The following is a 23659-nucleotide window of genomic DNA, read 5'->3' as shown; positions in this document are numbered from 1 at the left end:
GGCTCCATCATAGGAGACGACGTCCTGCCGCGCGTCGCCGGCGGCCTGGGGGACAGGTCCCCCGCCGCGATGTACTTCCTCACCGTCGGGCCCGAGACGCCGGTCGCGGCGGCTATGCCGCTGACCGACTCGCCCCTCCTGGCCCTCCTCCTGATATCCTCTACCTTGTCCACGCCGATCATTTCCTTTCCGGACCTCCTAATGTCGAAATCGGATCGCATCGACAATTGTCGGTCCAAGGCGGCGGTCGGCGCGGGCCTTACCATTTCGGAAAATTTTCGTTTACCGGAATGGAAAGCGGCCTTTACCATTTTCGTAAATCAGACGTTACCAAATACAGCCCGGCCTCACCGGCTACTGGCAGGTGGGCGGGCGCTCGGACCTGGACTTCGACGACATGGTCGAGCTCGACCTGAAGTACATCCGCGAGCGCAGCCTTTGGGTGAACCTCAGGACCATCCTGCAGACCGTCAAGGTGGTCGTTACCGGCGAGGGGGCGTACTAGTGGGGCGCCCTCTAAAGATCGCGATGATCGGCCAGAAACACTACGGCAGTCGCGAAGGCGGTGTCGAGGTGGTGGTGACCGAGCTCGCGCGGCGCATGGCGGCGCTGGGCCACGAGGTCACCTGCTACGACCGCTCGGGTTCGGACGTCATGACCGGCGGCGCCGCGGACACGCGCGAGCGCGTCGTGGACGGCGTGAGGGTCGTGCCAGTCAGGACCATAGACAAGAAGGGGCTGGCGGCGCTGAGCTCCTCGTTCTTCGCGACGCTCGCCGCAATCCGCCAACGCCCCGACGTCATTCACTACCACGCCGAGGGCCCCTGTGTGCCGCTGCCCCTTGCGCGCATGGCGGGCATCCGCACGGTGGCGACCATCCATGGCCTTGACTGGCAGCGCGCAAAGTGGGGCAAGCTTGCCAGCGCGTACATCAAGCTGGGGGAGAAGGCCGCGGCTAAGAAAGCCGACGGCCTTATCGTCCTTTCAAGAGCTGCAGAGCGATATTTCAAGGATGCGTACGGTCGCGATTCGATGCTGATCCCCAACGGAATGGATCGAAAGTTTCCGAGTTCGGCGGACCTCATTGCGTCCGCGTGGGGCCTTTCAGAAGGGGGTTACCTCCTGTTCTTGGGTCGCCTGGTTCCAGAGAAGCGTCCCGAGTTGCTTATCGAGGCGTTCAAGGGGCTCGATACGGATAAAAAGCTGGTGATCGCTGGAGGAGGCTCGGATACTTCCGATTTTGAGTCGCATCTTCATGAGCTTGCTTCGGACGACCCGCGCATCGTGTTCACGGGTTTCGTGAACGGTGAGCCGCTTGAGGAGCTCTATTCAAATTGCTTCGCATATGTGCTGCCTTCAGATGTTGAGGGCATGCCCATGAGCTTGCTGGAGGCGATGGCGTACGGTCGATGCTGCGTGACGAGCGACATTCCCGAGTGCGCGGACGTGCTCGCCGGCAACGGCGTGACGTTTGAGAAGGGTAGCGCCGAGTCGCTGCGAACCGCTCTGCGCGCCCTGCTGGTAGACATCGGGCGCGCCGGCCAGCTTGGCGCCGCCGCGAGGGCGCACGTTGAGAAGACGTACACCTGGGATTCCGTTGTTGGGCGGACACTTGACCTGTATGAGGGAGTTCGACGATGAAGATAATCCTTGTTAACAAGTTCCATTATCTCAAGGGTGGATCCGAGACCTACTATTTCGGCCTTGCCGAGGGGTTAAAAGCCCTTGGTCATGAAGTCCATTTTTTTGCGATGGAGGGACCGGACAATGTTCCTTGCGAGGATGAAGATCTCTTTGTTTCCTCAAAGGACTACAATGGCCCTACTTCCTTTGCTCAGAAGATAAACGCCGCTGCTTCGCTGATATATTCTAAAGAGGCGAAGCATAAGTTCCAGGCACTCTGCGAGCGCGTTCAGCCAGATATCGTGCACATGAATCTTGTGCACCGTCAGATTACGCTTTCAATTTTGGACGCTCCCTATCTTAAAACGCATCATGTGCCCGTGCTGTTCACCTCGCATGACTACATCCTCGTCTGTCCGAGCTATGTGATGCTCGATGGCGCTAGCAACGTTTGCGATGCTTGCCTGGACGGCAAGTTTACTAATTGCTTTAAGCGAAAGTGTGTCAAGGGCTCTACCGCAAAAAGCGCCATGGGTGCGCTTGAGGCTGAGTACCTTAAGCTTCGCAAGTCATATCGTAAAATCGATCGAATCATCGCTCCGTCTGAGTTTATGAGAGGGAAGCTCATCGAGGGTGGCTTTCCCACCCAGCAGGTTGTTTGTATGCAGAATTTCGCCAAACAGGAGTTTTTGGATAACGCCTCGAAGGCTACCGACAAAACCAGCCGGGAAAACCCTTACCTGTTGTTTTTTTGGGCGCCTTTCTAAGGAGAAAGGTATCGATGTCCTCGTCGATGCGTTCATCGCGGCCATCCCATCGCTCCCCTCTAATGTCAGGCTTGTCATAGCTGGTGATGGGCCGGAGCGTGAGAGCATCGAGGAGAAGATTGCTTCTGCGGACTCTTGTATTAGAAGTCGAATCGAGCTTGCCGGCTATCAGGCCGGCAGCGCCCTTCAAGCATATGTCGAGGGAGCCTCTCTCGCCATCGCGAGCTCGCGATGGCGAGAGAACATGCCGTACTCCATCGTGGAGGCGTTCGCGGCGGGTACTCCGGTGATCGGCACGAATATCGGCGGTATTCCCGAGCTTGTGATCGAGGGGGAGACCGGATTTATTTGTGATCCGGACAGTTCACCATCTTTGACAGAGGCAATCATACGTGGCCTTGCAGCTTTCAATGATGAGGCTCGATACGCCTCCTTGCAGGCCAACTGCCGAGCATATGTCCTTGAACGTTGCTCACAAGGCAAGTACATGAAAGAACTTACGGCTCTTTACAAAGAGCTCATTGATAGCAAGAAGGGAAACTAAGCCCCATGGCAGAAAAGAAACTCAACGGTACCGTCATCGTCACGTACCGCTGCAACGCCCGTTGCACCATGTGTAACCGCTACAAGGCGCCTAGTCGCCCCGATGAGGAAATTACCCTTGAGACCATTAAGAAGCTTCCCAAGATGTATTTCACCAATATCACGGGTGGCGAGCCGTTCGTCCGAACGGATCTCAAGGACATCGTGCGTGAGCTCTACAAGAAGTCCGACCGCATCGTGATCTCCACCAACGGCTTCTTCACCGATCGAATCATTGATTTGTGCGAAGAGTTCCCTAAGGTCGGTATCCGCATTTCCATCGAGGGCCTCCAGGAGACAAACGATGCCATTCGTGGGATCCCGGATGGCTACAAGCGCGGTTATGCGACGCTTAAGAAGCTCGTCGAGCTCAATCATCCTGACGTAGGCTTCGGTGTGACGGTGCAGGACCTCAATGCCCCAGATCTTGTGCCGCTCTACAAGATTGCCAATGAGATGGGTATGGAGTTCGCAACCGCATCGCTCCACAATAGCTTCTACTTTGTCGAGGCCAAGAACATCATCCACGACCGTCCCATGGTTGCCAAGAACTTCGAGGCGCTCATCAATGAGCTTCTCAGAAGCAACGAGCCGAAAAAGTGGTTCCGTGCTTACTTCAATCATGGTCTCATCAACTACATCTACGGCCAGCCTCGTCTTCTGCCGTGCGACATGGCTTTCGACACGTTTTTCATCGACCCTTATGGTGACGTCATGCCCTGCAACGGCACCAAGGATAAGGAGGTTATGGGCAACCTCAACGTGCAGACCTGGGACGAGCTCTGGAACTCCGATGCAGCGGAGAGGGTCCGCTCCCACGTGCGCCATTGCGACCGCAACTGTTGGATGATCGGCTCTGCCTCGCCTGCCATGCACAAGTACATCTGGAAGCCCACATGGTGGGTGCTTAAGCACAAGGCCAAGGCTCTCTTTAGCAAGAAGCCTTACGACATGCACGAGCTCAAGATTGTTCGCGACTACGATGAGGGCCGTGTGACTAAGGAACAGCTTGACGCTTGCTCGACCTGCGACCTGTGCGCCAAGGTTAACGATGGTCTTTCGGAAGCGTCGAAGGCGGACGCGCACGTCTACGAAGCGCACGAGGCTTTGTAAATCTTCGAATAGCACAGTAATTAGAAGGGGGAGGACGATGGCGGTGCAGAAAGACAAGAGATACGCATCAATTGATGGCTTGCGATCCTATGCTTCGATTGGCATTATATCAATGCATGTTATGACGAATGGCCAATACGCTCTTCCCACTCCATTGAGCCTTTTGATAAGTCCGATGGGCGAATTTGTATACCTGTTTATGGCCGTCAGCGCTTTTTCGCTGTGCTGCGGCTATTACGAACAATTTATAAATGGCAGCTTTTCTATCAGCTCTTTTTATGGAAGGCGCTTTGCAAGGCTGGTGCCATTCTTTGCGCTGCTTTGTCTCATCGATTTTATTTCCCATCCAAGTTTTGACTCGCTATACGAAGTGTTCGCAAATGTAACGCTCTGCTTTGGCTTGCTACCAAACTCATCTATGTCTGTTGTGGGCGTTGGGTGGTTTATCGGTCTGGTGTTTGTTTTCTACATTGCCTTTCCGTTCTTCTGTTTTTTGATGGGGGACAAGAGGCGGGCATGGCTCGCGCTTGCTATCGCTCTCATTTATAACGTGGTCTGCCGGCTATATTTCTTCGATGCGAATCACGTCGTTGTCGGATATGATTTTAGAAGCAATATCTTATTCTGCAGCGTCTTCTTCATTGTGGGGGGATTGGTTTATCTATATCGTCCAGCCGAAGCGGGGAGAGCGGCGAACTCGATCAGGTTCCTTCTATTAGCAGTTGCGGCGCTCTCGTTTGCCATTGTTGCAGTCTTTGGTACAAATATTCTTCTGCTCCTCTTATTTGTTGTTGCCCTTCTCGTCTACGCAGTTATTTCTGAAGAGCCTAGCTGGCTTGTTAATAAATTCACCATCTTTGTAAGCGGTATCAGTTTAGAAATATACCTGTGTCACATGGCTGTATATAGGCTTTTGGACAAATTGCTACCAATGGATCAGCTGCCTTATGCCTTTGCGCTGTTTTTGGTGCTGGTGGGTGCGGTAGCTTGCTCGTGTGCATTTAAGCGGTTAAGCCGGTCTTTAATATCTGTGTTAGGGGATCGCTGCAAGAATGTGGCTTCAATCAAAGGATGAATACATGAAAGTTCTTTTAATAAACCCGATCATGTATACCAGCGAGACCTCTAGCGTTCCACGTACGGTATCGATAAAAGACTGCATGGCGTATGACTTATGCCTCGCTTTTAAAGAACTGGGTTGCGAGGTCACCCTTGTTGCTGCGGAGCCTTTCAAACCCTACGCTGAAGAAGAATACCCTTTTGAAGTCGTGTGGATGGATTGTCTCTGTCCGCGTATCTTCAAGCCTAATTGTTTGCCCTTTTTGTCAGGATTGAGAAAATTTCTTCGCTCCGAAGGCGACACTTTTGACTTGGTGATCTCGAGTGAGGTCTTTTCGATAAACAGCCTTATTGCTTGCCGTTCGCTAGATGGGAAAGTTGCAATATGGCATGAGTTGTCAAAGCATAATGCCATCTTCAAAAAGATTCCCTCTATTATTTGGTATAACCTTGTGGCTCGCTTTGCCATGCGAGATGCAACGGTGGTTGCTCGCTCAAAAGAGGCTCAATCATTTATTGCCCGCTATTGTAAGAATGTTTCGGGTAAGATCATCGAGCACGGCGTTAACCTGGATGTATTTACAACATCGGATGCCGTGCGGAATCAGTTTATAGTTTGTTCTCAACTCATTCCGAGAAAGCAAATTGATGGAATCATAAAGTGCTTCGCGGAATATACCAAGCATTACGATGCGAACACGTTTTTGTATATTGTCGGGGACGGCGAAGAAAGGGAAGCGCTTCAGATGCTGTCGCACGAGCTGAAGCTGGATGAGAACGTTGTCTTTACCGGAAAACTGCCGCACTCGGAGCTTTTAGGTATTTTGAATGCGTCATGGGCTCTTTTAGTAAATACATCAAAAGACAACAATATGGTATCGATCGTTGAGTCTATAGCTGTGGGAACACCTGTTGTGACGACCGACGTTCCCTTAAATGCCTCCTATATAAAAAGGGAGTCACTAGGAATCGTAAAGGCTCGATGGGGTGAAGACGATCTTAGAGAAATCGTCGTTAACCATGAGACTTTTCGGGCCAACTGCCTTCGCTATCGAAACGGTCTTTCAACGTCATGCAAGGCGCAAGAGTTTCTGAATCTGTGTGATAGATAATCGAAAGGTGCAATGTGTATTCGATTGCATATGTTGTCCCCTATTTCGGGAAGTTTCCTAAGGGATTTCAGTTTTGGCTCATGAGTTGTGGCTGCAACCCATCAATTGACTGGCTCATCTTTACCGACGATCGAACCGATTATGATTATCCCGATAACGTAAAGGTTACGTACTGGACCTTTGACCAAATGAGAACCCGCGTCCAGAGCATCTTTGATTTTCCCATTTCTCTCGAGCGCCCGTATAAGCTCTGCGACTATAAGCCGGCGTACGGGGAGATCTTCGAACGGGAGCTTCGGGGGTACGACTTCTGGGGCGATTGCGATATCGACCTCGTCTGGGGGGATATCAGAAAATTCTATACGGATGAAGTACTAGAGAATTATGAAAAGGTCGGCTTCAATGGCCACTCGATGTTATTCAGGAACACTCCGCAAGTTTGCTCCCGTTATCGCACCTGCGTCGAGGGCGCATTAAGCTATCGGGATGTCTTCAGCGTAGATCAGGGCTTCGCGTTCGACGAAACCGGGATGGACGCGATATATGAGGCACTCGGCATCCCCGTCTACAAGGAAATCGACTTCGCAAATCTCCTTAAGTACGATTACGGATTTTATCTTGATTGGCAGGATGAGGAAGATAGGGAGAAGAACGAGGCGCAGGTCTTTACTTGGTCCCATGGAGTCGTGACCAGGCACTACCTATATAAAGGACGCATAGAGACCAAGGAGTATCTATATCTGCACTACTGGTGCCGTCCGACGTCTTTCAGGATTCATGAATATGATCCCAACAGGCAATATCTGATCTACCCCGATGTCACGACTGACAAGCCCTTTCACATGGATGAGGAGCTGATACGTCGAAAGAGCAAGCGAAGCAAGGTGAAATACTACGCTAAGTCGATATGGTTCAACAGGCACAAGATCACGTTAGAGCGAATCGTTTTTAACGTGAAGGGAATGCTGGGTTATAAAAACGGGTGTTAAGTATGCAGATCTACAAAACCTTTGATACCCTCAGGCGCTATTGGCGGCAGATGAGGTTGATTACCATTAGAGATGGCTGGAAGAAGATGGCGTTTATGAAGCGCCATCATTACTTTGCATCTGTAGGAGAGAACTGCTATTACCAGTCGAACCTTCTGCCCGCGGAGCCGTTCCTTGTCTCGTTTCACGATAACGTGGCTGTCTCGGCGGGGGTTCGGATAGTTACGCATTCCGCATTGAATACGGTCTTTAATCATGCTGAGGGCAGCGATCGATATCTCTGCCGGTACGGCAGGGTCGAGATCGGGAGTAACGTTTACATCGGTGCTGATGCAATCATCAATTACGGGGTCACAGTTGGCGACAACTGCATCATCGCAGCAGGGGCAGTTGTGACCAAGGACGTCCCTTCCGGTTCCGTAGTGGGCGGTGTCCCTGCAAGAATAATCGGGACCTATGAGGAGTCAAGAAGAAAACTACTTGCCTTCTCGGAGCCCTATCTTGAAAAGGGATTGCGAGAGCCTTGTACGGTCGAAGAAATGGTTAGCTGTGAAAATGAATACCCTGATAACGGAATCCAGTCCAAAGAAAACCCGTATTGATAGGGTTGTCTGGGTGGACTCTCTGAAACTATTTGCGTGCCTGCTTGTTGTTTTCGGGCACTTATATATGTCAATGGCTTCTTCCGGACTGATGGATGGTGATAGCGCTGTTTATTTGCTGCCCATACAGACCGTCTACACTTTCCATGTACCGGTTTTCTTCGTTTGCAGCGGATTTCTTTATCAATACAACAAAGGAGGATCCTCCTTTTCGAGCCATTTGATGTCACTGAAAAGGAAGATTATCAACCTCGGCGTTCCCTACATAGTTTTTTCTTCGGCTACGCTGCTTTTGAAAAATGCATTCGCTTCTGAGGTGAACAATCAGGCAACGCCATTTCTTCGTACTATTTTGTTCGAACCTATCGCTCCCTACTGGTATCTCTATACGCTACTGTTGATCTTTTGCATCATTCCAAGACTTGGCAGCCCGCGTGCCATTTTGAAGTTGCTGGCCGTTTCGCTGGCCATCAAAGTGGTATATGTCTTGTTGCCAGAAACCATAGTGCTTCCAGACCTCATCGGAAAGGTTGCCTCAAATTTAGTATGGTTTTCCTTGGGGATGAGCTTGACGGTCGCCGGCTTTGGGAAACTTATGATGCATCGAGCGATGGCAATCGTGCTTTTCATTGCAGCGGCTGTCGCTTCTTTGGTGCTGTACGGCAAGGAGAATACGGATAAAATCACTCAATTCTTAATCGGGTTCGCTTTCGTATATTCCTTGGTGGATTTGTTTATGTCAATCGATGTAACCAATGAATCGCGGCTGCTCAGGCAGATGAGTGCTTATTTTTTGCCGATCTATGTATTGCATACGATTTGCGCTGCATGCATGCGCGCTATTCTTTTTAAATTTGGATTGGATTCCCTAGCGATCCATTTGACAGTCGGGTTTATAGCGAGCGTCTTTATTCCTGTCGCAATCTATGAAATTGCTGAACGTCGCTGGTGGCTGTTCATCTTGTTTGAGCCTACACGAGCCTTGAAAATGAAAAAGGGGGAGTGTAATGAGCGGGTTTAAAGGGCGAATACGTAGAAGCATTCAGTCTAGAACGCTTATTGGCGATACACTTTCTTACTGTTTAATACCTCTTGGGTTCGGAGACAAGTATTTAATCGGCTTAAACAGTATGTATAAGGCATATTCGTGGGTAGCAAAGAAGCTCGGCCCCTTTTATAAAGATTATCTCAATTCTGCCAGGTCATTGTCTGGGCAAACATCTTCTAGCGGCGGGGCAAGCAAGACCGTATGGGTATGTTGGTTTCAAGGGATTGAAAACGCTCCCGCTGTTGTTCGTCAGTGCTATGCTTCTCTTGAGGAATGGCTTAGCGATTGGGATATCGTGACGATCACTTCGGAGAATTATGACCAATACGTCTCCATTCCAGATTACATTGTAGATAAATGGAAGCGTGGGATTATATCCCATACTCATTTCTCTGATATCTTGCGTGTTGCGTTGCTTGTGGAACACGGCGGCCTTTGGGTTGACGCCACCACATTCATGACTGGGCCACTCCCAGATTACGTATTGGATAACGAGCTCTTTGTCTATCGCAACGGATGGATGGACAGCGACATGATCAACATGGAGAGTTGGTTCATTTATTCTAGGTTCGGTGGAAACCGTTTTCTCAAGCAGGTTCGAGACTTGCTATTCGAATACTGGAAACGCTATAGCTTCCTCAAGAATTATTTCTTATTCCATATGATTTTTCGCATAGTCGAAGATGAGAATAGGTTGGATTGGGAGAGGATTCCCTACTTCCATCAAATCGATAATCACCTACTGATGCGGGAGCTGCAACAACCATTCAACCGTGCCCGCATAGAGCAGATCAAGCGAATCACAACGGTTCACAAGCTTACTTATAAGTTACCGGAATGCGGTTCCAGCTGCACGGTACATCACTTAATGGAGATAAATGAGCATTTCAAATAGCGCTTCAGAAACAACTAGTGTATTGTCGGCTGGCAATCAAAACTCTCAATTAACGGGACCATTGAAGCCCAAGCGGTCATTAAAGCCCATTGCTGCGTTTTTCATTATTTCCGTTTTGATTTATATGGAACTAATTGGTGGCCGTAGCTTTTTCGATGAGGCTCTTTCGATCGTCTCCGTTCTCTATCTCTTATTTCTTGCTATCAGGGATGAGCTTTCACGTTATGACTCAGTTTCACTCTTCATACTCATGGTTGTCATCTTTATTGGGCTGGCTTCGAATGTTTTCTCTGGGATTAGCAGGCCGCTGACTTCCGTTCTCATCGATGTCGTCGCTGAGACAAAGGTTCTTTGGGCCTTTTTTGCAGCAAAATATATGTTTCGAGGGCAAACTGGAAAAACGTTTGCGACAGCCTTAGTCTTTTTGGCTAAGGCTTACATTATTTCAGCCTTTGTTTGCTCTATCGTCAGCCAGGTGGTTAATATTGGAATGACCGAATCGCAGCGATACGGTTTGCAAGGTTTTCGATTCGTATTTCCTTTCAGCTTTCAATTTATGGCTGTGTCGCTATTGGCAATTGCTATCCTGATAAAGGGGAACGCGAAGAATCGTAAAGTTTATTATGTACTGGCATCGATAAGTCTTATGTTGGCTACAAAAAGTGCGCCACTTTTATTCGGCTTGCTCTTTCTTGTTCTTTTATATTATTTCAATCACTTTAAAAAGCTTAATGCATTCGTTGTTGCATTGCTGTTCTTAGGTGTTATTTTTGTCGGTTCCTATCAGATTCAGACTTATCTCATGAACGTAAATGCTCCGCGTTACTTGTTTTTCCTTCATGGAGCTGAACTTGCGAATCGCTTCTTCCCATTAGGTGCTGGGTTTTCAACCTTTGGATCTGACCAGGCGGCTCGCTTATATTCACCTCTGTACTATGAATTTGGTTTCTCGTATCTTTTTGGTTTGAATCCTGAAGATGGTTCCTTCTTGAGTGATACATTTTGGCCGATGGCAATCGGCCAGTTCGGGTGGATTGCATTTGCCTTGCTCGTCATCCTGTACTTGAGGATAGTATTAGGGTTCAAGGGGCCCGTAAAGCATGAGTTTGAATCAAAGGCGTTCCTCTATGCCGCTTTTCTTTCGTATATGATCCATGCGGTTGGTTCGGCTATCCTATCTTCGTCTGCAGGGGTAATTGGTTTTATTGCCCTTGGATTGGTCTGCTCTTCTTACGATGACCAATTGATCGGCGGTAAGCGGCTCGGCAGGGTCGGAGGTATCTGAAATGAGCAGATATAGTTATCTCCTCAAAAATATCGGCCTTATGACCTTAAGTAATTTTGCAAGCAAAATTCTTGCGTTCCTGCTGGTGCCCCTTTACACAAGCGTGCTCTCGACATCAGAGTACGGCTTATATGATATCTACACTACTACGGCATTCTTGCTTGTACCACTCCTGTCCGGCGCCGTTTCCCAGGCAACTCTGAGGTTTTCTCTTGAACCTGACAAGGATCGTTGCCTCGTTTTTACGGAGTCAATGCGTTCCTTTGTAAAGGCAAGCTTGGTGGTGGTTTTCGCGATTGCCATTAATGGCGCTCTTAATGTTATTCCGCTGTTTAATGAATACCCTGTCTTTTTTGTTGTCTATTACGTCCTGTGCCTCTTGTCTGACATCCTTCTGTCTTTTGCAAGGGGCGTTGAGAGGATAGCCGACGTTGCTATTGCTGGGCTTTTAAGCTCGGCTGCCATTATCATTTTTAATATCGCGCTGTTGGTCGTTTTTCCTTTGGGTATTTCAGGGTACTTTATCGCCAATATCTCTTCTTTTGCGATTGTAATCGCGTATCTGACAATTCGATTGAAGCTGTGGAATTACCTTCGTGACGGTGATGTCAGGGAGCTTCGTTGCGAAATGCGCAGCTACAGCCGACCTCTTATATTTGATCAGATTGCTTGGTGGATTAACAACGTTTCTGATCGTTACGTTGTTGCTTGGATTTGTGGCGCGGCGGCAAACGGAATCTATTCGGTTGCCTTCAAAATCCCCTCAATCCTGAATGTCTTTCAATCGATTTTTAATCAGGCATGGACTCTTTCAGCGGTAAAGGAGCTGGATGAAACATCCGGCGAATTCTACTCCCGCATCTATTCAGCATATAATTGCGCGCTCGTGCTGTTGTGTTCCCTTCTTATTGCGGGGGATAAGCTGATTGCTAGAGTTTTATACGCCAACGATTTTTATCAGGCGTGGCGATATGCTCCTTTGCTAACAATATCGGTAGTGTTCAGTTGCCTGTGCGGTGTCTTCGAAGGTATCTTTGCGGCAGCTAAGGAGACAAAGATACTCGCAACGTCTACAGTTGCGGGGGCAGCGGTTAATATCCTGATGAATCTGGCATTGGTTGGAGTTACAGGGCCAATCGGCGCAGCTTTTTCAACCATGGTGTCTTATGGGCTCGTTTGGTTTGTCCGGTTAAAGAAGGCGAGCGGCATTGTCAGTCTTTCAATTAATCTTGGTCGCGACATAGCATCTTATGCGCTTCTGTTTGGCCAGTCGCTAATTCTATTCTTATCGCTTGGCAACCTGGTGGTCCTTGCAATCCAGATGCTCTTTTTTCTCTGCCTACTATTGATATACAGACACGATCTCTACAACGTTGCCAGTTTGCTTTTACGAAAGATTGGAAGGTAATGTTGCCGACTACTGGGGAGGGTTTTGTGGCAACGAGTAGGAATAGCAGCATTGAGCTGCTCCGCATCTTCGCTATTTTTGGAATTGTCACAATGCACATCAACGGAGAGTTGATGTCGTCTGCGCAGGGGTCTACGGCGGCGTGGATTCAACTTGAGAACAGTCTCTTTAACGCTGGCGTTTCTGTTTTCGTGTTGATTTCTGGATACTACGGTATCCGTAGGACATGGCATAAGGCAGCCGTGCTCGAAATTACCGCGATTGTTTATTCTGCACTGACGGCTCTCCTTTCGAGTATGCAGGGGGGGGGTACGTCACTGAAGGTCGTGTTGCAAGCCTTTATACCAATCTCCACCAATCAGTACTGGTTTTTGTCGTGTTATATGCTACTCATGCTTTTTGCACCATATATCAACGACGCCGTACAATGCTTAAGGAAAGATGACCTAAAGCGGTTGATCCTTTTAATGGTTGCCGTTTTCTATGTCCTTCCAACTGTGATCTACTATCACGTGTTGGGGACGGGGAAAAATGCAATCAACATGCTTACTTTGTATCTGTTGGGTAGTTATTTGAGGAAATATGCTTCGGACGAAGATGTATCTAATAAGGCACTTGTAGCTACATATGCTTCCTCAACCTTTGCTATCCTGCTGTTAAACTGTGCCGCGAGCGCAGTTACGGGATCTGTTCATATTCCCTTTGCCAGGGATTGCAGCATTTTCGTCCTATTGCAGGCTGTTTCTTTATTCATCATGTTCAAACGTTATAACTTTGCATCCGTCAGCGTAAATGGTGTTTCTAGACACGTTTTGGCTGCCTACCTGTTTGAGGGGGCGTTTAGGGCCTCTGTTCTTCCGTTAATCATTGATGTGGGGATGTATCAGGGTTCTGAAATGTGGCCCGCCTTGTCCATTCTCATTTCCTTGTTAACTATTACAGCGTGCGTATTGATAGACGTGCCCATTCAACGGGTTGTCGCATTGGTAGTCGACGTATTGCAATTTTTAGTTAATAGGGTCCTGCGCGCTGATTGACGTTCGCTCACAGTCCCTCATCGTTGTATTGCCAGCGGATACGTGATGACTCATCAATCATTAATTCCATTAGGAAAGGACTTCTTATATGAAGGCTATCATCCCCGCAGCCGGCCTCGGCACCCGCTTCCTGCCGGCGACCAAGTGCACCCCCAAGGAGATGCTCCCGGTGCTCGACAAGCCGGTCATCCAGTACGTGGTCGAGGAGGCGCTGGAGCCCGAGGAGGTCGACGGCGCCGTCATCGTGACCTCGCCCGGCAAGCCCGAGCTGCTCAGCTACTTCCAGCCCGACCGCTCGCTGGAGGCGCTGCTGCGCGAGCGCGGCAAGGACGGCTACGCCGACGCCGTGGCCCAGGCCGGCGACATGCCCGTGGACTTCCGCTACCAGTACGAGCCCAAGGGGCTGGGCCACGCCATCCGCTCGGTGGCCGACGCCGTGGCCGGCGAGAGCTTCCTGGTGCTGCTCGGCGACTACGTGGTCCCCTCGCGCGACATCTGCACCCGCATGCTCGAGGTCTCCCGCGCCCACGCCGGCGCGTCCGTGATCGCGGTGGCGCCCTGCTCGCCGGCCGACGTCTCGCGCTACGGCGTCATCGCGGGCGAGCGCGTCGACACCCTGGAGGGCCTCGGCGGGGTCGCCGACGACGAGCCCGGCGCGGTGTGGCGCGTCTCCGGCCTGGTGGAGAAGCCCGCCGCCGAGGAGGCCCCCTCCAACCTCTACATCGTGGGCCGCTACCTGCTCTCGCCCCTGGTCATGGACCTGCTGGCCGACCAGGAGCCCGGCAAGGGAGGGGAGATCCAGCTGACCGACGCCATGGCCCGCTCTCTCGAGCGCGAGGCCATGTACGCCGTGGTCATCGACCCGCTGTCCGGCTACGACACCGGCACCCCGTCGGGCTGGATCGCGACCAACGCCCTCATGGCCGCGGCCGACCCCCGCTTCGCCGAGGAGTTCTGGGAGGCTGTCGACGAGCGCGGGGGATTGGTCCGTCGCTAGGCGGCCTCGTCCAAACGCTCGTTCTTGAGCGCCAGAGCCTCTTTACCTTGCTGTGCATTGTCACGTTTCACGCGGTTGACTGGAACCTCTCTAGTCGACCGCGTTTCGCTTTTAGGGGAGGGGATTGAAGTATGCTAATGCGCAAAACTATGTTTTGGATCTCTGTTGCCTTGGCGATCGGAGTCTTTAGCATCATATTCGTTCTTACCGAACAGACCCCTGTTCAGACATCAGTGCTCTCGTCTGCCGTGAATGAAGCGGTTGTTGCCCACCATGACAATGGAATGGGCGACGGCGCTGAGGCTTCTTCCAGTGCCGGCCCCACTGCGTCCTTGGGTGTTATCTCTGATCTTGGGACGGCACTGCTTTCCTATGCCAGTGTTCGCAAATGGGCTCATACCGTTGAGCTTCTTGCTCTTGGTATTCCCGTTTCTTTGGCCTTCGTATTCTGGTGGGGAAGGCCACGCGGGTTGCTATCACGGGTTCCGCTCTCATTTCTGCTCTGCGTTTTCGCATCCCTATTCGATCAGACGCATAAGCTTTTCGTTCCCGGTAGGGAGTTCGACGCCGGGGACCTCCTATTTGATCTCCTGGGCTATTCGATTGCGATTCTCGCATGCTTCTCTTGCGAGAGATTGGCCTGGTCTTTAATCGATAGGCGATTTCCCAAGATACTTTGGCTTTATCTATAATCTTAATACCAAGAGTTTGATGGCTGACGAAGTGCGGGTATTCGGCTTGCACGGGTTGGTAGTGCCGCAGATTCTTCAAGTCGGGGCGCCCTGCGTAGTGAGCGCGCAGGGCGCCTCTGGCTGCGGTCTCCGCAACGCATAGACGAGGTGGATTTTCCTGGTGCTTGTGAGACCCTGCGCCACGACGCTCTGGCCTCGTTCAGTTTCCGTCTGAGGCATTGTTCTTCGATAGCTTGGCGCACGCAGCCTGGTTGAACCGTAGGTTGAAGGTGACTCCGCTGCGTTCGCGCTGATGCGGAAATCACGAAATGACCTGTACCCGCAGCGCGAAATAATAATCGACTCCTGCGAAAGCTGAGTATTTGAAGGGCTGGGACCGGCGAAACCAAATAGGTACACGCTCTCCATGGGTTCTAATGTAACGTGAATAGAGCGTAGACTTCTTTCTGAATGCGTTTACGCACTTCGTTGTGTATATAGGCTTTGTCAGTTAGCAACGTGGACCCAAGCAGGATTGACTCTTCGTAGCCATTTCCTGGTCTTCCCAATAGCCTTGCTGTTTGAATGTAGTTTTGTATGCGCTCCTCAATTCCAACAAAACCTGAATCATTGTAAAAGCAGTTTTCAACAAATATCAATTCTATCTGGTCTTCGTCTTCGATAGGAAATGGGGATATGCAGATTCGCCTATCTGGAAGCATGCTGTTTTCGTTGGCAGGTATAATTGTTGCTTGCAAAGAAAATGGCCCATCTGCATAACCAGGAAGATATTCTCCAATTTCTTCCATGAAGGTTCGGATGAAAAGCCTGTATGACTTTTCGCATTCGGGAAGTACGGTCTTGCACCATGATTCGAAGGTTTCGTCTGTATAGCTCTCCCAGACTCTGCAACGGCCTTTGGTAAGATTGTCAGGATTGGGGGGTAGGTACTGCAGATGGTTTTCTGGGCCGATCTCAAGCATCTTAACAAGATAGGGCAGCAGCGATAATGGAATGCTAGTTTCGCAAACTTTGATGTTGTAATTACTTTTTTCAGCTAGCAGCATGCTTAGTTCATCGGCGCTGCAATTTCGAAGATTTAGATACTCACGACTTCCAATGCTGCCTTCACGTAAAATGCGACTGCACCTGAGGGCCTCCTCTGTGAAAGCGGCTTTCATTCCCAATGGTTCGCTGAGAACGGGCTCTGCCGATTCGAAAAACCCTTCAAGGTCATCGACGATCATTGATAAAGCCATTTCCCTGGCACAATCGATGCCTTCGTAAAGAGCCCCAATCCGATAAGTATGAGCTTCGGGTCGATTGGACAGCCTTATCGAGAATATGGGAGTGGTGGAACCGTCAGGCCCTTTTATTACCGGCCCATGTTTATCGTCGGACAGCTTAACGAGTATGCGGTCGTCTCCGGGTCGTTTTTCTGATAGCACAATATGGGCAACTGTGGTTGTGGCACTGTAGCTAATCACCATTCGAATGGGGGCTTCGGGCGTGGAAAGTGTTCGCCAGAAAGGAATGTGTGGTTTCGCTTTTTTCAAGTAGCGATTCGTTATGTTTGTGTAGGTTGTAATGGCTTGGAGGGCGATTGTCGTTATGTCGGTTTTGCTGAGCTTTCCCTCCAGCTCATCGGAAAGGTTCATTCTTCCACGTAAGCAGTCCATATAGAGGCTTAAGTTGTTGTTTTCAAGTTGATCGAGGATTAGTTTTTGCTTGGTTGCGCTTGCTGTGCAACCGCAAAGTATCACAAAAAAGTTTTTCAGCAGCGGATCCCTCGAATGGTTTTTGCAGAACACCCTTACTTCCTCATCAGGCAGGCTGTTGAGGAAACTCGCTGCTAAGTATTCCTGTAGAACTGTATGAGAGAATCCAACCGCTCCGTCTGCTATGACGAGAAGGCCGGAATACTTGCCCATTTGTTCTATCAACTCTGCTTCGGTGGGAGCGCATTGCTGGAGCAAGTAGCTTCTGCATGGAAGAGCCTCCTGATTTATCAGGCATTCCAATGCGTAGTTTCCCAGCTCTCGCTGGAGGTAGTCAGCGTCTAGGTCGCAGTCGGGGTCTAGCTTCGCTTCAATTAAGGATGTGATACATGTGCTGTAGATCGCTGCAAGATTCCGAGGCGTTGCACCGTCTCCTTTGGTGTGAAGATACTCAATTAAACAGTTGAGATGCAGCGGGTTTCCCATAAGCTCACGACCTGCTTCGTTGAGTCTGCGCATGACATCCAGCGGTGAGCGTATGCCTCTTTCGCGAAGGTGGGAGATCACTTCATTTTCAGATAGACTCTGTAGGGACGCGCCTTCAATGCCGATTCGCTTGCGGTCGCTACTGAAGCGGGAGGAGCAGATGAGTCGTCCTTTATCGCTGTTAGCGAAACGAGCTAGCTCGGCCAGGAGGAGGTCTCTATCACATCGAGCTTCATCGAGGCCGTCAACGATGAGGCAATAGGAGGCGGGATTTTCCTTTATCAGTGATACTGATTCTTCGGTCGTGGAACCCAATAATTCTTTCGCGACGGCCTCTTCGAGGTTAGAGTATTGGCGCGACCATTTTCGCGCTTCGAGAAGCACTGGTATACTGTTATTTTTTCCGGTGATTAAGTCCATTGCCAGTTCAGAGGCTATTTGTTTCAGCAGTCTGCTTTTGCCCATGCCGGGGTCGGCGTAGATAAGCAGAGATCGCTCACATTTTAGGAGAGCCGACTGCAACAGGAGATCTCCTGATTCTTCCATTGTCATTTTCCTTGGAATCGCTGTTTCGCTGTAGCATTGGGCGAGCTCGTTGCAGTAATCTGCCAACTTCTTTTTCCAGATCTCGCAATTGGTTGGGTTGGATAGAAGGGCTTTGGCAAGATTGTCAAGTTTGTTGTTAGCGGCTTCGAACCCCTCAACCGCCTTCCTGTCTGCTAACGATTCTTCACCGACGGCCAAGATGGCGTTCGTTGAGTCCCAGAATTGCGAGACAAACTCATATGCGGGTTCGTCATAGCCCTCGCCTAAAAATGTGCGTATTGCTTCATCCTTGCTTATATCGAGCAGAGATCGATGGGCGAGCAGTTCTTTAACGAGGTGAGGGTTTTTGACTTTCTCTTTCAAATTAACACACGAATGAATAGCGGGAGCGCGCATGGTAGTTTCAGTTATATGGCGGATTATTGCTTGCCTTTTTGTCAGGTAGCTTATTTTGGTTTTAGCCCAGTCGATCAACCAAGAGAGCAATTCTTCTCTAAAGAAATCTAGCAAGCTTACGCACCTCATCATAGTTTTCGGAGAGACAGGTAGTTATTATTAAGGTAATTATAAAGTCCGAGCTTTTCAGAGAACGTCAACTTAATGATGGGTTGGCTGATTCCATGGGCTTCGCTTGCCCGTTTGCCATCGCCCTGTTTTTTTACCTGTTCTCATAGATTATTGCTTCTAAAGTGTGATGCCCCAACCGAATAGTACATGTTTGTAAAAAGGTTTTTCCAGACTGATCAGCAATGACGCTATTGTTGTGCGTTGTTAACATCTGTCGGTCGTTATCTAGCGGCGTTCTTTAAACTTTATATAGCATGAGGGGCTTGCCAGATGGCGAGAAGAAGATAATATCGCAACACTATTCTATTGAATGCAATAGTTGTCTGTATAGTAGTATTCAATATTGGCATTTTCTAGTAAAGTTGATCGGACGCACTATCAACCATCCTCTCATCCAAATAGGCACCATGCTGAAAAAGGCGCCAATTAATGGGGAGAGTCATGCTTCTGAGTGACAATTGAGCTCTCCTATGATGGCGCGTTTGCGGAAGAGTTTGGCTATGGGGGGAGTGGGTTGAGGCGGCGGCTTTTTGCGGGCGCGCCTTATACTATAGCCAGGCTTATAGAAAGGCGTTTTGTGCCTACGATTTACTTTGGCGATTTGGGCGGCGCTTTTTACAGCACGTCCGTTTGTATGAGCTGGCCAACGTAGGGACTTGATAGCAGCCGGCTGGGAGGTTTTGCCGTGGCATGCGGTTTTGCGCTGAACAACATTCTTGTTACCGGAGGGTGCGGGTTTGCGGGCCCCGCCTTTGTGCGCCATGTGGTGCGCGAGCATACGGGCGTGCACGTGACGGTTCTTGACGCGCTTACGTATGCGGGCAACCCGCAAAACATCGCTGGGCTGCCACGGGATCGCGTTGAGCTTGTGGTGGGCGATGTGTGCGATGCTAGGCTGGTGCGCGATTTGGTTGCCAAGGCGGACGCCGTGGTGCATTTTGCCGCGGAGACCCATAACGATAGGTCTATTGCAGACCCCGCTCCGTTTGTGAAAACCAACGTTGAGGGCACGTATACCTTAATTGAGGCGTGCCGGCAGCTTGACGTTCGCTACCACCATATCTCGACCGACGAGGTCTTTGGCGACCTTCCGCTTGATAGCCCGGCGCGCTTTACGGAGGAGTCTCCCTACAGGCCCTCGAGCCCCTACAGCTCTAGCAAGGCGGCTGCCGACATGCTTGTACGGGCATGGGTGCGCACGTACGGTCTGCGCGCTACCATCTCTATATGCTCGAACAACTACGGTCCCTACCAGCATGTGGAGAAGTTTATTCCCCGCCAGATCACAAACCTCATAGATGGGGTGCGGCCCAAGCTGTACGGCGACGGCAGGCATGTTCGCGATTGGATCCACGTTGAGGACCACAGCTCTGCGGTGTGGCAGATCCTTACGTGCGGCACCGCGGGCGAGACCTATCTTATTGGTGCTGATGGCGAGCGCGACAACCTGTCCGTTTTGCCGAGCTGCTGCGGGCGTTTGGGCGCGATGGGGATGATTTTGACTGGGTGCGCGACCGAGCGGGTCATGACCGTCGCTATGCGATTGACAGTTCTAAGCTGCGCCGTCTTGGGTGGACGCCTACCTATACGGATTTCTCGTCCGGCCTTGCCGATACTATAGCGTGGTACAAAGCGCATGAAGATTGGTGGCGTCCTGCCAAAGAGGCTACCGAGGCGCTCTATCGCGAGCGGGAGGATGTGCGCGCCGGCTGCTGCGGATGATTGCTCGCGCGGCGCCGCATCCCTGGCTCGCCTGGCGCCAGATGCAGGATATCACCATCAATCTGTACCATATGATGGATTTTGGCAACCGCAGGTTCACGGCGCGCATTGCCAATACGGGGGAAATCATCCACGCCATGGACGAGTTTGTTCTTGTTGCGGCGGGCGTCCAGAAGTTGTGATAGCGGAGGACTCGAACTCCGGCTATGAGTTTCACCGTGCCCTTTGCGAGAAAAGCGGTATTCGCTGCGTGAGCGCCGATTTCTTTAGCTGGGAGCAGTTCTTCACAAAGGAGCTTATTAAGGTAACGGCAGACACGTATTTGGCGTACAGGAAGAAAAGCCTCAATACTGCCTACCATCAGCCGAAGGAGATGGCGGCGTTCAAAAAGGCGTTGCCCGATTTGGGGCTCTAGTGGCTCTAGTGGCTCTAGCAATCGATAGCTTCACTTTGATCTGCCTGCTGGCTGGTCTTAGCAAAGAAAAACCGTCCCACGTGAAGAACACAATTGATTCAGATGCCTTTTCTCAAGCAAAAATCAAAGCTGATGTCGAGCGCGTGCTTATGTGCTCTTGTTTCTGCGGTTTCATAATCTTCAACAAAAGATGTAAGGTCAATTGCGGTCATGTGTTCTCCCTTCTTGCGGGTAGGTACCGTCTCACGGTGTCATCTCACCAGTGTAAAGAGTTTGCATATATGCCGCCGTATGGGTGCGCGCTGGTATCATGTTTCTGTTACCGCGCATGCGCGGGTAGCGGCGAGATTCCACGGCGGCGAGGTCGCCATGGTTGCGAATCGCCAAGGCTGCTGGCATGTGCGCGTGCCGTATCAAACGGAAGGATTTCATCTATGAAGTATTTTGGCACCGACGGCTTCCGCGGCCGTGCGAACGAGGGCCTCAACGTTGACCATGCATTCAAGATCGGCCGTTTTGTAGGCTGGTACTACGGCGCCCGCCGCGGCAAGAAGGCCCGCGTCATCATTGGCAAGGACACGCGCCTTTCGAGCTACATGTTCGAGTCCGCGCTGGTCTCCGGCCTGGTCGCCAGCGGTGCCGACGCCTATATGCTGCACGTCATCCCCACGCCCGGCGTCTCCTATGAGGTTGTCGACGGCGGCTTCGATTGCGGCGTCATGATCACCGCCAGCCACAACCCCTACACGGACAACGGCATCAAGCTGGTGAACCATGAGGGCTACAAGATGGACGAGGACGTTCTCGAGCTCATCGAGGACTACATCGACGGCAAGAGCGAGGTTCCGCTGGCTACCGGCGAGAACATCGGCTGCACTGTGGACTACATGCAGGGCCGTAACCGCTACATCGCCAGCCTTATCTCTAGCTGCGGCTTCTCGCTGCAGGGCATGAAGATCGGCTTGGACTGCGCCAACGGTTCGGCCTCCAGCGTCGCCCGCCCTGTCTTCGACGCCCTGGGTGCGGAGACCCACGTGATCAACAACGCCCCCAACGGCTACAACATCAACGTCGCCTGCGGCTCCACCCACATCGAGGGCCTGCAGCGCTTTGTTGTTGAGAACGGCCTGGACATTGGCTTTGCCTACGACGGCGACGCGGACCGCTGCCTGGCCGTTGACGAGCGCGGCCACCTGGTGGACGGCGACCTGATCCTGTACGTGTGCGGCACCTACCTTAACAAGTACGGCCGCCTGGCCAAGTCCACCGTGGTTCCCACCGTTATGGGCAACTTCGGCTTCTTCCGCGCGCTGGAGGCCGCCGGCCTTAACTACGAGAAGACCGACGTGGGCGACAAGTACGTCTACGCCTGCATGCGCGAGAACGGCTACAACCTGGGCGGCGAGCAGAGCGGCCACATCATCTTTGGCGACCTTGCCAAGACCGGCGACGGCATTCTCACCTCGCTGCGCATCATGGAGGTGCTGCGCGCCGAGCGCGAGAAGCTCTCCGAGCTCACCCGTCCGGTGAAACTCTACCCGCAGCAGCTGGTGAACGTGCGCGTCTCTGATAAGGACGCCGTCATGAACGGCGAGGACATCAAAGCGGCCATCGCCCAGGCGGAGGAGTACCTCGAGGGCAACGGCCGCGTGTTTGTGCGCGCATCCGGCACCGAGCCGCTGGTCCGCGTGCTTACCGAGGCTCCGGACGAGAAGCTCTGCACCAAGGCGGGCGCCATTGTCTTGACTGCGCTTGAGAAGTACAAGCTCGACGAGTAGCGAGTTTGGCGTATAGCACGGCCACCTTCTAACTTGCTTGGGGCTCCTGCGGCGATGTCGCGGGGGCTCTTTTGTTTGCGAGGGGTTTGCGCTGGCATGGGCTTTGCGTGGGCGAAGGCCTTGCGCGGCGCGCGAAGCCGCCGAGGGGTGCGTGGATGCTGGCATGCGCTATGGGGAGCGCGAGCGGGCTTATTTCACACTATTGTTACAAGTGCCAGTGCACAATATGAATTGTTGTGGATGACACGTGCATCATGGCATAATCTCACATTGGATTATTCTGATTTCCAGATGAGGGGGATTATGTCGACATACGTACTTACAACCTGCTCAACCGCGGATTACGAGCGCGATTTCTTTGCGCAGCGCACTATACCATATGTTTGCTTTCATTACGAGATGGACGGCCAGGAGTACGTGGATGATCTCTACGAGTCCACCACCCCCGCAGAGTTCTATGGTCGCTTGAAGGCGGGTGGCCAATCCAAGACCTCGCAGGTGGGAGTGGGCGAGTACCAGGAATTCTGGGAGCCCTACCTTGCCCAGGGCCTGGACGTGGTGCACGTGACCCTTTCTTCCGGCATCTCCGGTTCCTATAACTCTGCCTGCCTGGCCGCCTCCGCGCTTGCGGAGCGCTACCCGGATCGCACTATCAAGGTTGTCGACTCCTTGGCTGCGAGCTCTGGCTTTGGTTTGCTGGTGGAGTACATGGCGGACCTTCGCGACCAGGGCGCCACGCTTGACGAGCTGGTCGACTGGGCGGAGACCAACAAGTACAAGCTCAACCACTGGTTCTTTGTGAGCGACCTCGACTGCCTTAAGCGCGGTGGGCGCGTGAGCGCTACCAGCGCCGTGCTCGCGACCGCGCTGAAGATCTGCCCGGTGATGGATATCAACAACCAGGGCAAGTTGGTTCCGCGCGAGAAGATCCGCACCAAGCGCCGCGCTATCGCCGAGCTGGTGCGCGTTATGGCCGAGCGCGCCGACGGCGGGCAGGATTATGACGGCAAGTGCTGTATCTGCCACTCCGACTGCCTGGAAGACGCGCAGGCGTTGGCCGGTCTTATCGAGGAGCATTTCCCCAACGTGAGCGGCGGCGTCTCGATTCACAACATCGGCGCCGTGATCGGCTCGCACACGGGCCCGGGCACCGCCGTCGTGTTCTTTATGGGGCAGGTCCGCGGGGAGTAGACGGCTCGCCGCTTGAGACCCTCCTCGACCAAAGATTGAGAAAGAGGT

Annotated in this window: 22 protein-coding genes; 21 read left to right on the top strand and 1 reads right to left on the bottom strand. The window is 51.7% G+C overall.

Annotated elements, in window-relative coordinates; all coding sequences use genetic code 11:
- The first annotated feature begins 319 nt into the window (after positions 1–319).
- The 16 genes from HMPREF9452_RS11515 to HMPREF9452_RS12320 all read left to right on the top strand — a co-directional run bounded on the left by HMPREF9452_RS11515 (position 320) and on the right by HMPREF9452_RS12320 (position 15209).
- Complete coding sequence (locus tag HMPREF9452_RS11515) at positions 320–505, top strand: sugar transferase (RefSeq protein WP_083821705.1); 186 nt, start codon at positions 320–322, stop codon at positions 503–505.
- A gap of 23 nt (positions 506–528) precedes the next feature.
- On the top strand, positions 529–1641 hold the full coding sequence (locus tag HMPREF9452_RS03310) for a glycosyltransferase family 4 protein (RefSeq protein ID WP_040362143.1): 1113 nt from the start codon (positions 529–531) through the stop codon (positions 1639–1641).
- Complete coding sequence (locus HMPREF9452_RS11740; protein ID WP_009140690.1) at positions 1638–2390, top strand: glycosyltransferase; 753 nt, start codon at positions 1638–1640, stop codon at positions 2388–2390. The genes HMPREF9452_RS03310 and HMPREF9452_RS11740 overlap by 4 nt, the downstream gene beginning before the upstream one ends.
- The gene (locus HMPREF9452_RS12115; RefSeq protein WP_232205010.1) at positions 2278–2934 is read left to right on the top strand and encodes a glycosyltransferase family 4 protein; all 657 of its coding nucleotides are present in this window, start codon (positions 2278–2280) and stop codon (positions 2932–2934) included. The genes HMPREF9452_RS11740 and HMPREF9452_RS12115 overlap by 113 nt, the downstream gene beginning before the upstream one ends.
- Before the next feature lie 5 nt (positions 2935–2939).
- Positions 2940–4085: a radical SAM protein gene (locus HMPREF9452_RS03295; RefSeq protein WP_009140688.1), complete on the top strand. Its 1146-nt coding sequence runs from the start codon at positions 2940–2942 to the stop codon at positions 4083–4085.
- 37 nt (positions 4086–4122) lie between these two features.
- The gene (locus HMPREF9452_RS03290; RefSeq protein ID WP_009140687.1) at positions 4123–5160 is read left to right on the top strand and encodes an acyltransferase family protein; all 1038 of its coding nucleotides are present in this window, start codon (positions 4123–4125) and stop codon (positions 5158–5160) included.
- Positions 5161–5164: 4 nt separating this feature from the next.
- Positions 5165–6256: a glycosyltransferase family 4 protein gene (locus HMPREF9452_RS03285; protein WP_009140686.1), complete on the top strand. Its 1092-nt coding sequence runs from the start codon at positions 5165–5167 to the stop codon at positions 6254–6256.
- Positions 6257–6270: 14 nt separating this feature from the next.
- On the top strand, positions 6271–7245 hold the full coding sequence (locus HMPREF9452_RS03280) for a DUF6625 family protein (protein ID WP_009140685.1): 975 nt from the start codon (positions 6271–6273) through the stop codon (positions 7243–7245).
- 2 nt (positions 7246–7247) lie between these two features.
- Positions 7248–7847 (top strand): acyltransferase, encoded by a 600-nt coding sequence (locus HMPREF9452_RS12255; protein ID WP_009140684.1) that lies wholly within the window; start codon positions 7248–7250, stop codon positions 7845–7847.
- 13 nt (positions 7848–7860) lie between these two features.
- On the top strand, positions 7861–8868 hold the full coding sequence (locus HMPREF9452_RS03270) for an acyltransferase family protein (RefSeq protein WP_009140683.1): 1008 nt from the start codon (positions 7861–7863) through the stop codon (positions 8866–8868).
- On the top strand, positions 8855–9790 hold the full coding sequence (locus tag HMPREF9452_RS03265) for a capsular polysaccharide synthesis protein (RefSeq protein ID WP_009140682.1): 936 nt from the start codon (positions 8855–8857) through the stop codon (positions 9788–9790). Before HMPREF9452_RS03270 ends, HMPREF9452_RS03265 begins: the two co-directional genes overlap by 14 nt.
- Positions 9774–11075 carry a hypothetical protein gene (locus tag HMPREF9452_RS03260; RefSeq protein ID WP_009140681.1) on the top strand — a complete coding sequence of 434 codons (1302 nt, stop codon included), beginning with the start codon at positions 9774–9776 and terminating at the stop codon, positions 11073–11075. Before HMPREF9452_RS03265 ends, HMPREF9452_RS03260 begins: the two co-directional genes overlap by 17 nt.
- A 1-nt stretch (position 11076) precedes the next feature.
- Positions 11077–12483 carry a lipopolysaccharide biosynthesis protein gene (locus HMPREF9452_RS03255; protein ID WP_009140680.1) on the top strand — a complete coding sequence of 469 codons (1407 nt, stop codon included), beginning with the start codon at positions 11077–11079 and terminating at the stop codon, positions 12481–12483.
- Positions 12484–12509: 26 nt separating this feature from the next.
- Positions 12510–13520: an acyltransferase gene (locus HMPREF9452_RS03250; protein WP_009140679.1), complete on the top strand. Its 1011-nt coding sequence runs from the start codon at positions 12510–12512 to the stop codon at positions 13518–13520.
- 88 nt (positions 13521–13608) lie between these two features.
- A complete protein-coding gene (locus tag HMPREF9452_RS03245; RefSeq protein WP_009140678.1) occupies positions 13609–14517 on the top strand; it encodes a UTP--glucose-1-phosphate uridylyltransferase in 909 nt (302 codons plus the stop codon).
- Between the two features lie 131 nt (positions 14518–14648).
- Positions 14649–15209, top strand: a complete 561-nt coding sequence (locus tag HMPREF9452_RS12320) for a VanZ family protein (protein WP_009140677.1) — start codon at positions 14649–14651, stop codon at positions 15207–15209.
- A gap of 413 nt (positions 15210–15622) precedes the next feature.
- Here HMPREF9452_RS12320 and HMPREF9452_RS03235 read toward each other — a convergent pair whose 3' ends face one another.
- The gene (locus HMPREF9452_RS03235) at positions 15623–18448 is read right to left on the bottom strand and encodes an NACHT domain-containing protein (protein WP_009140676.1); all 2826 of its coding nucleotides are present in this window, start codon (positions 18446–18448) and stop codon (positions 15623–15625) included.
- 742 nt (positions 18449–19190) lie between these two features.
- On the opposite strand from HMPREF9452_RS03235, the gene HMPREF9452_RS03230 reads away from it, so the two are divergent.
- From HMPREF9452_RS03230 to HMPREF9452_RS03210, 5 genes are all read left to right on the top strand, one after another.
- Positions 19191–20126 (top strand): dTDP-glucose 4,6-dehydratase, encoded by a 936-nt coding sequence (locus HMPREF9452_RS03230; protein WP_009140675.1) that lies wholly within the window; start codon positions 19191–19193, stop codon positions 20124–20126.
- A gap of 97 nt (positions 20127–20223) precedes the next feature.
- Complete coding sequence (locus HMPREF9452_RS03225; RefSeq protein ID WP_050797608.1) at positions 20224–20409, top strand: DUF4869 domain-containing protein; 186 nt, start codon at positions 20224–20226, stop codon at positions 20407–20409.
- Positions 20406–20642, top strand: a complete 237-nt coding sequence (locus tag HMPREF9452_RS03220; RefSeq protein WP_009140674.1) for a hypothetical protein — start codon at positions 20406–20408, stop codon at positions 20640–20642. Before HMPREF9452_RS03225 ends, HMPREF9452_RS03220 begins: the two co-directional genes overlap by 4 nt.
- A 434-nt stretch (positions 20643–21076) precedes the next feature.
- Positions 21077–22420, top strand: coding sequence for a phosphoglucosamine mutase (glmM, locus tag HMPREF9452_RS03215; RefSeq protein ID WP_009140673.1), 1344 nt, complete (start codon positions 21077–21079; stop codon positions 22418–22420).
- Positions 22421–22723: 303 nt separating this feature from the next.
- Positions 22724–23611, top strand: a complete 888-nt coding sequence (locus tag HMPREF9452_RS03210; protein WP_009140672.1) for a DegV family protein — start codon at positions 22724–22726, stop codon at positions 23609–23611.
- Positions 23612–23659 lie beyond the last annotated feature (48 nt).

It is taken from the genome of Collinsella tanakaei YIT 12063 (assembly GCF_000225705.1).
Taxonomy (GTDB): domain Bacteria; phylum Actinomycetota; class Coriobacteriia; order Coriobacteriales; family Coriobacteriaceae; genus Collinsella; species Collinsella tanakaei.
Note: the sequence above shows the minus strand (reverse complement) of the source record. Positions and strands in the feature narration are given on the sequence as shown.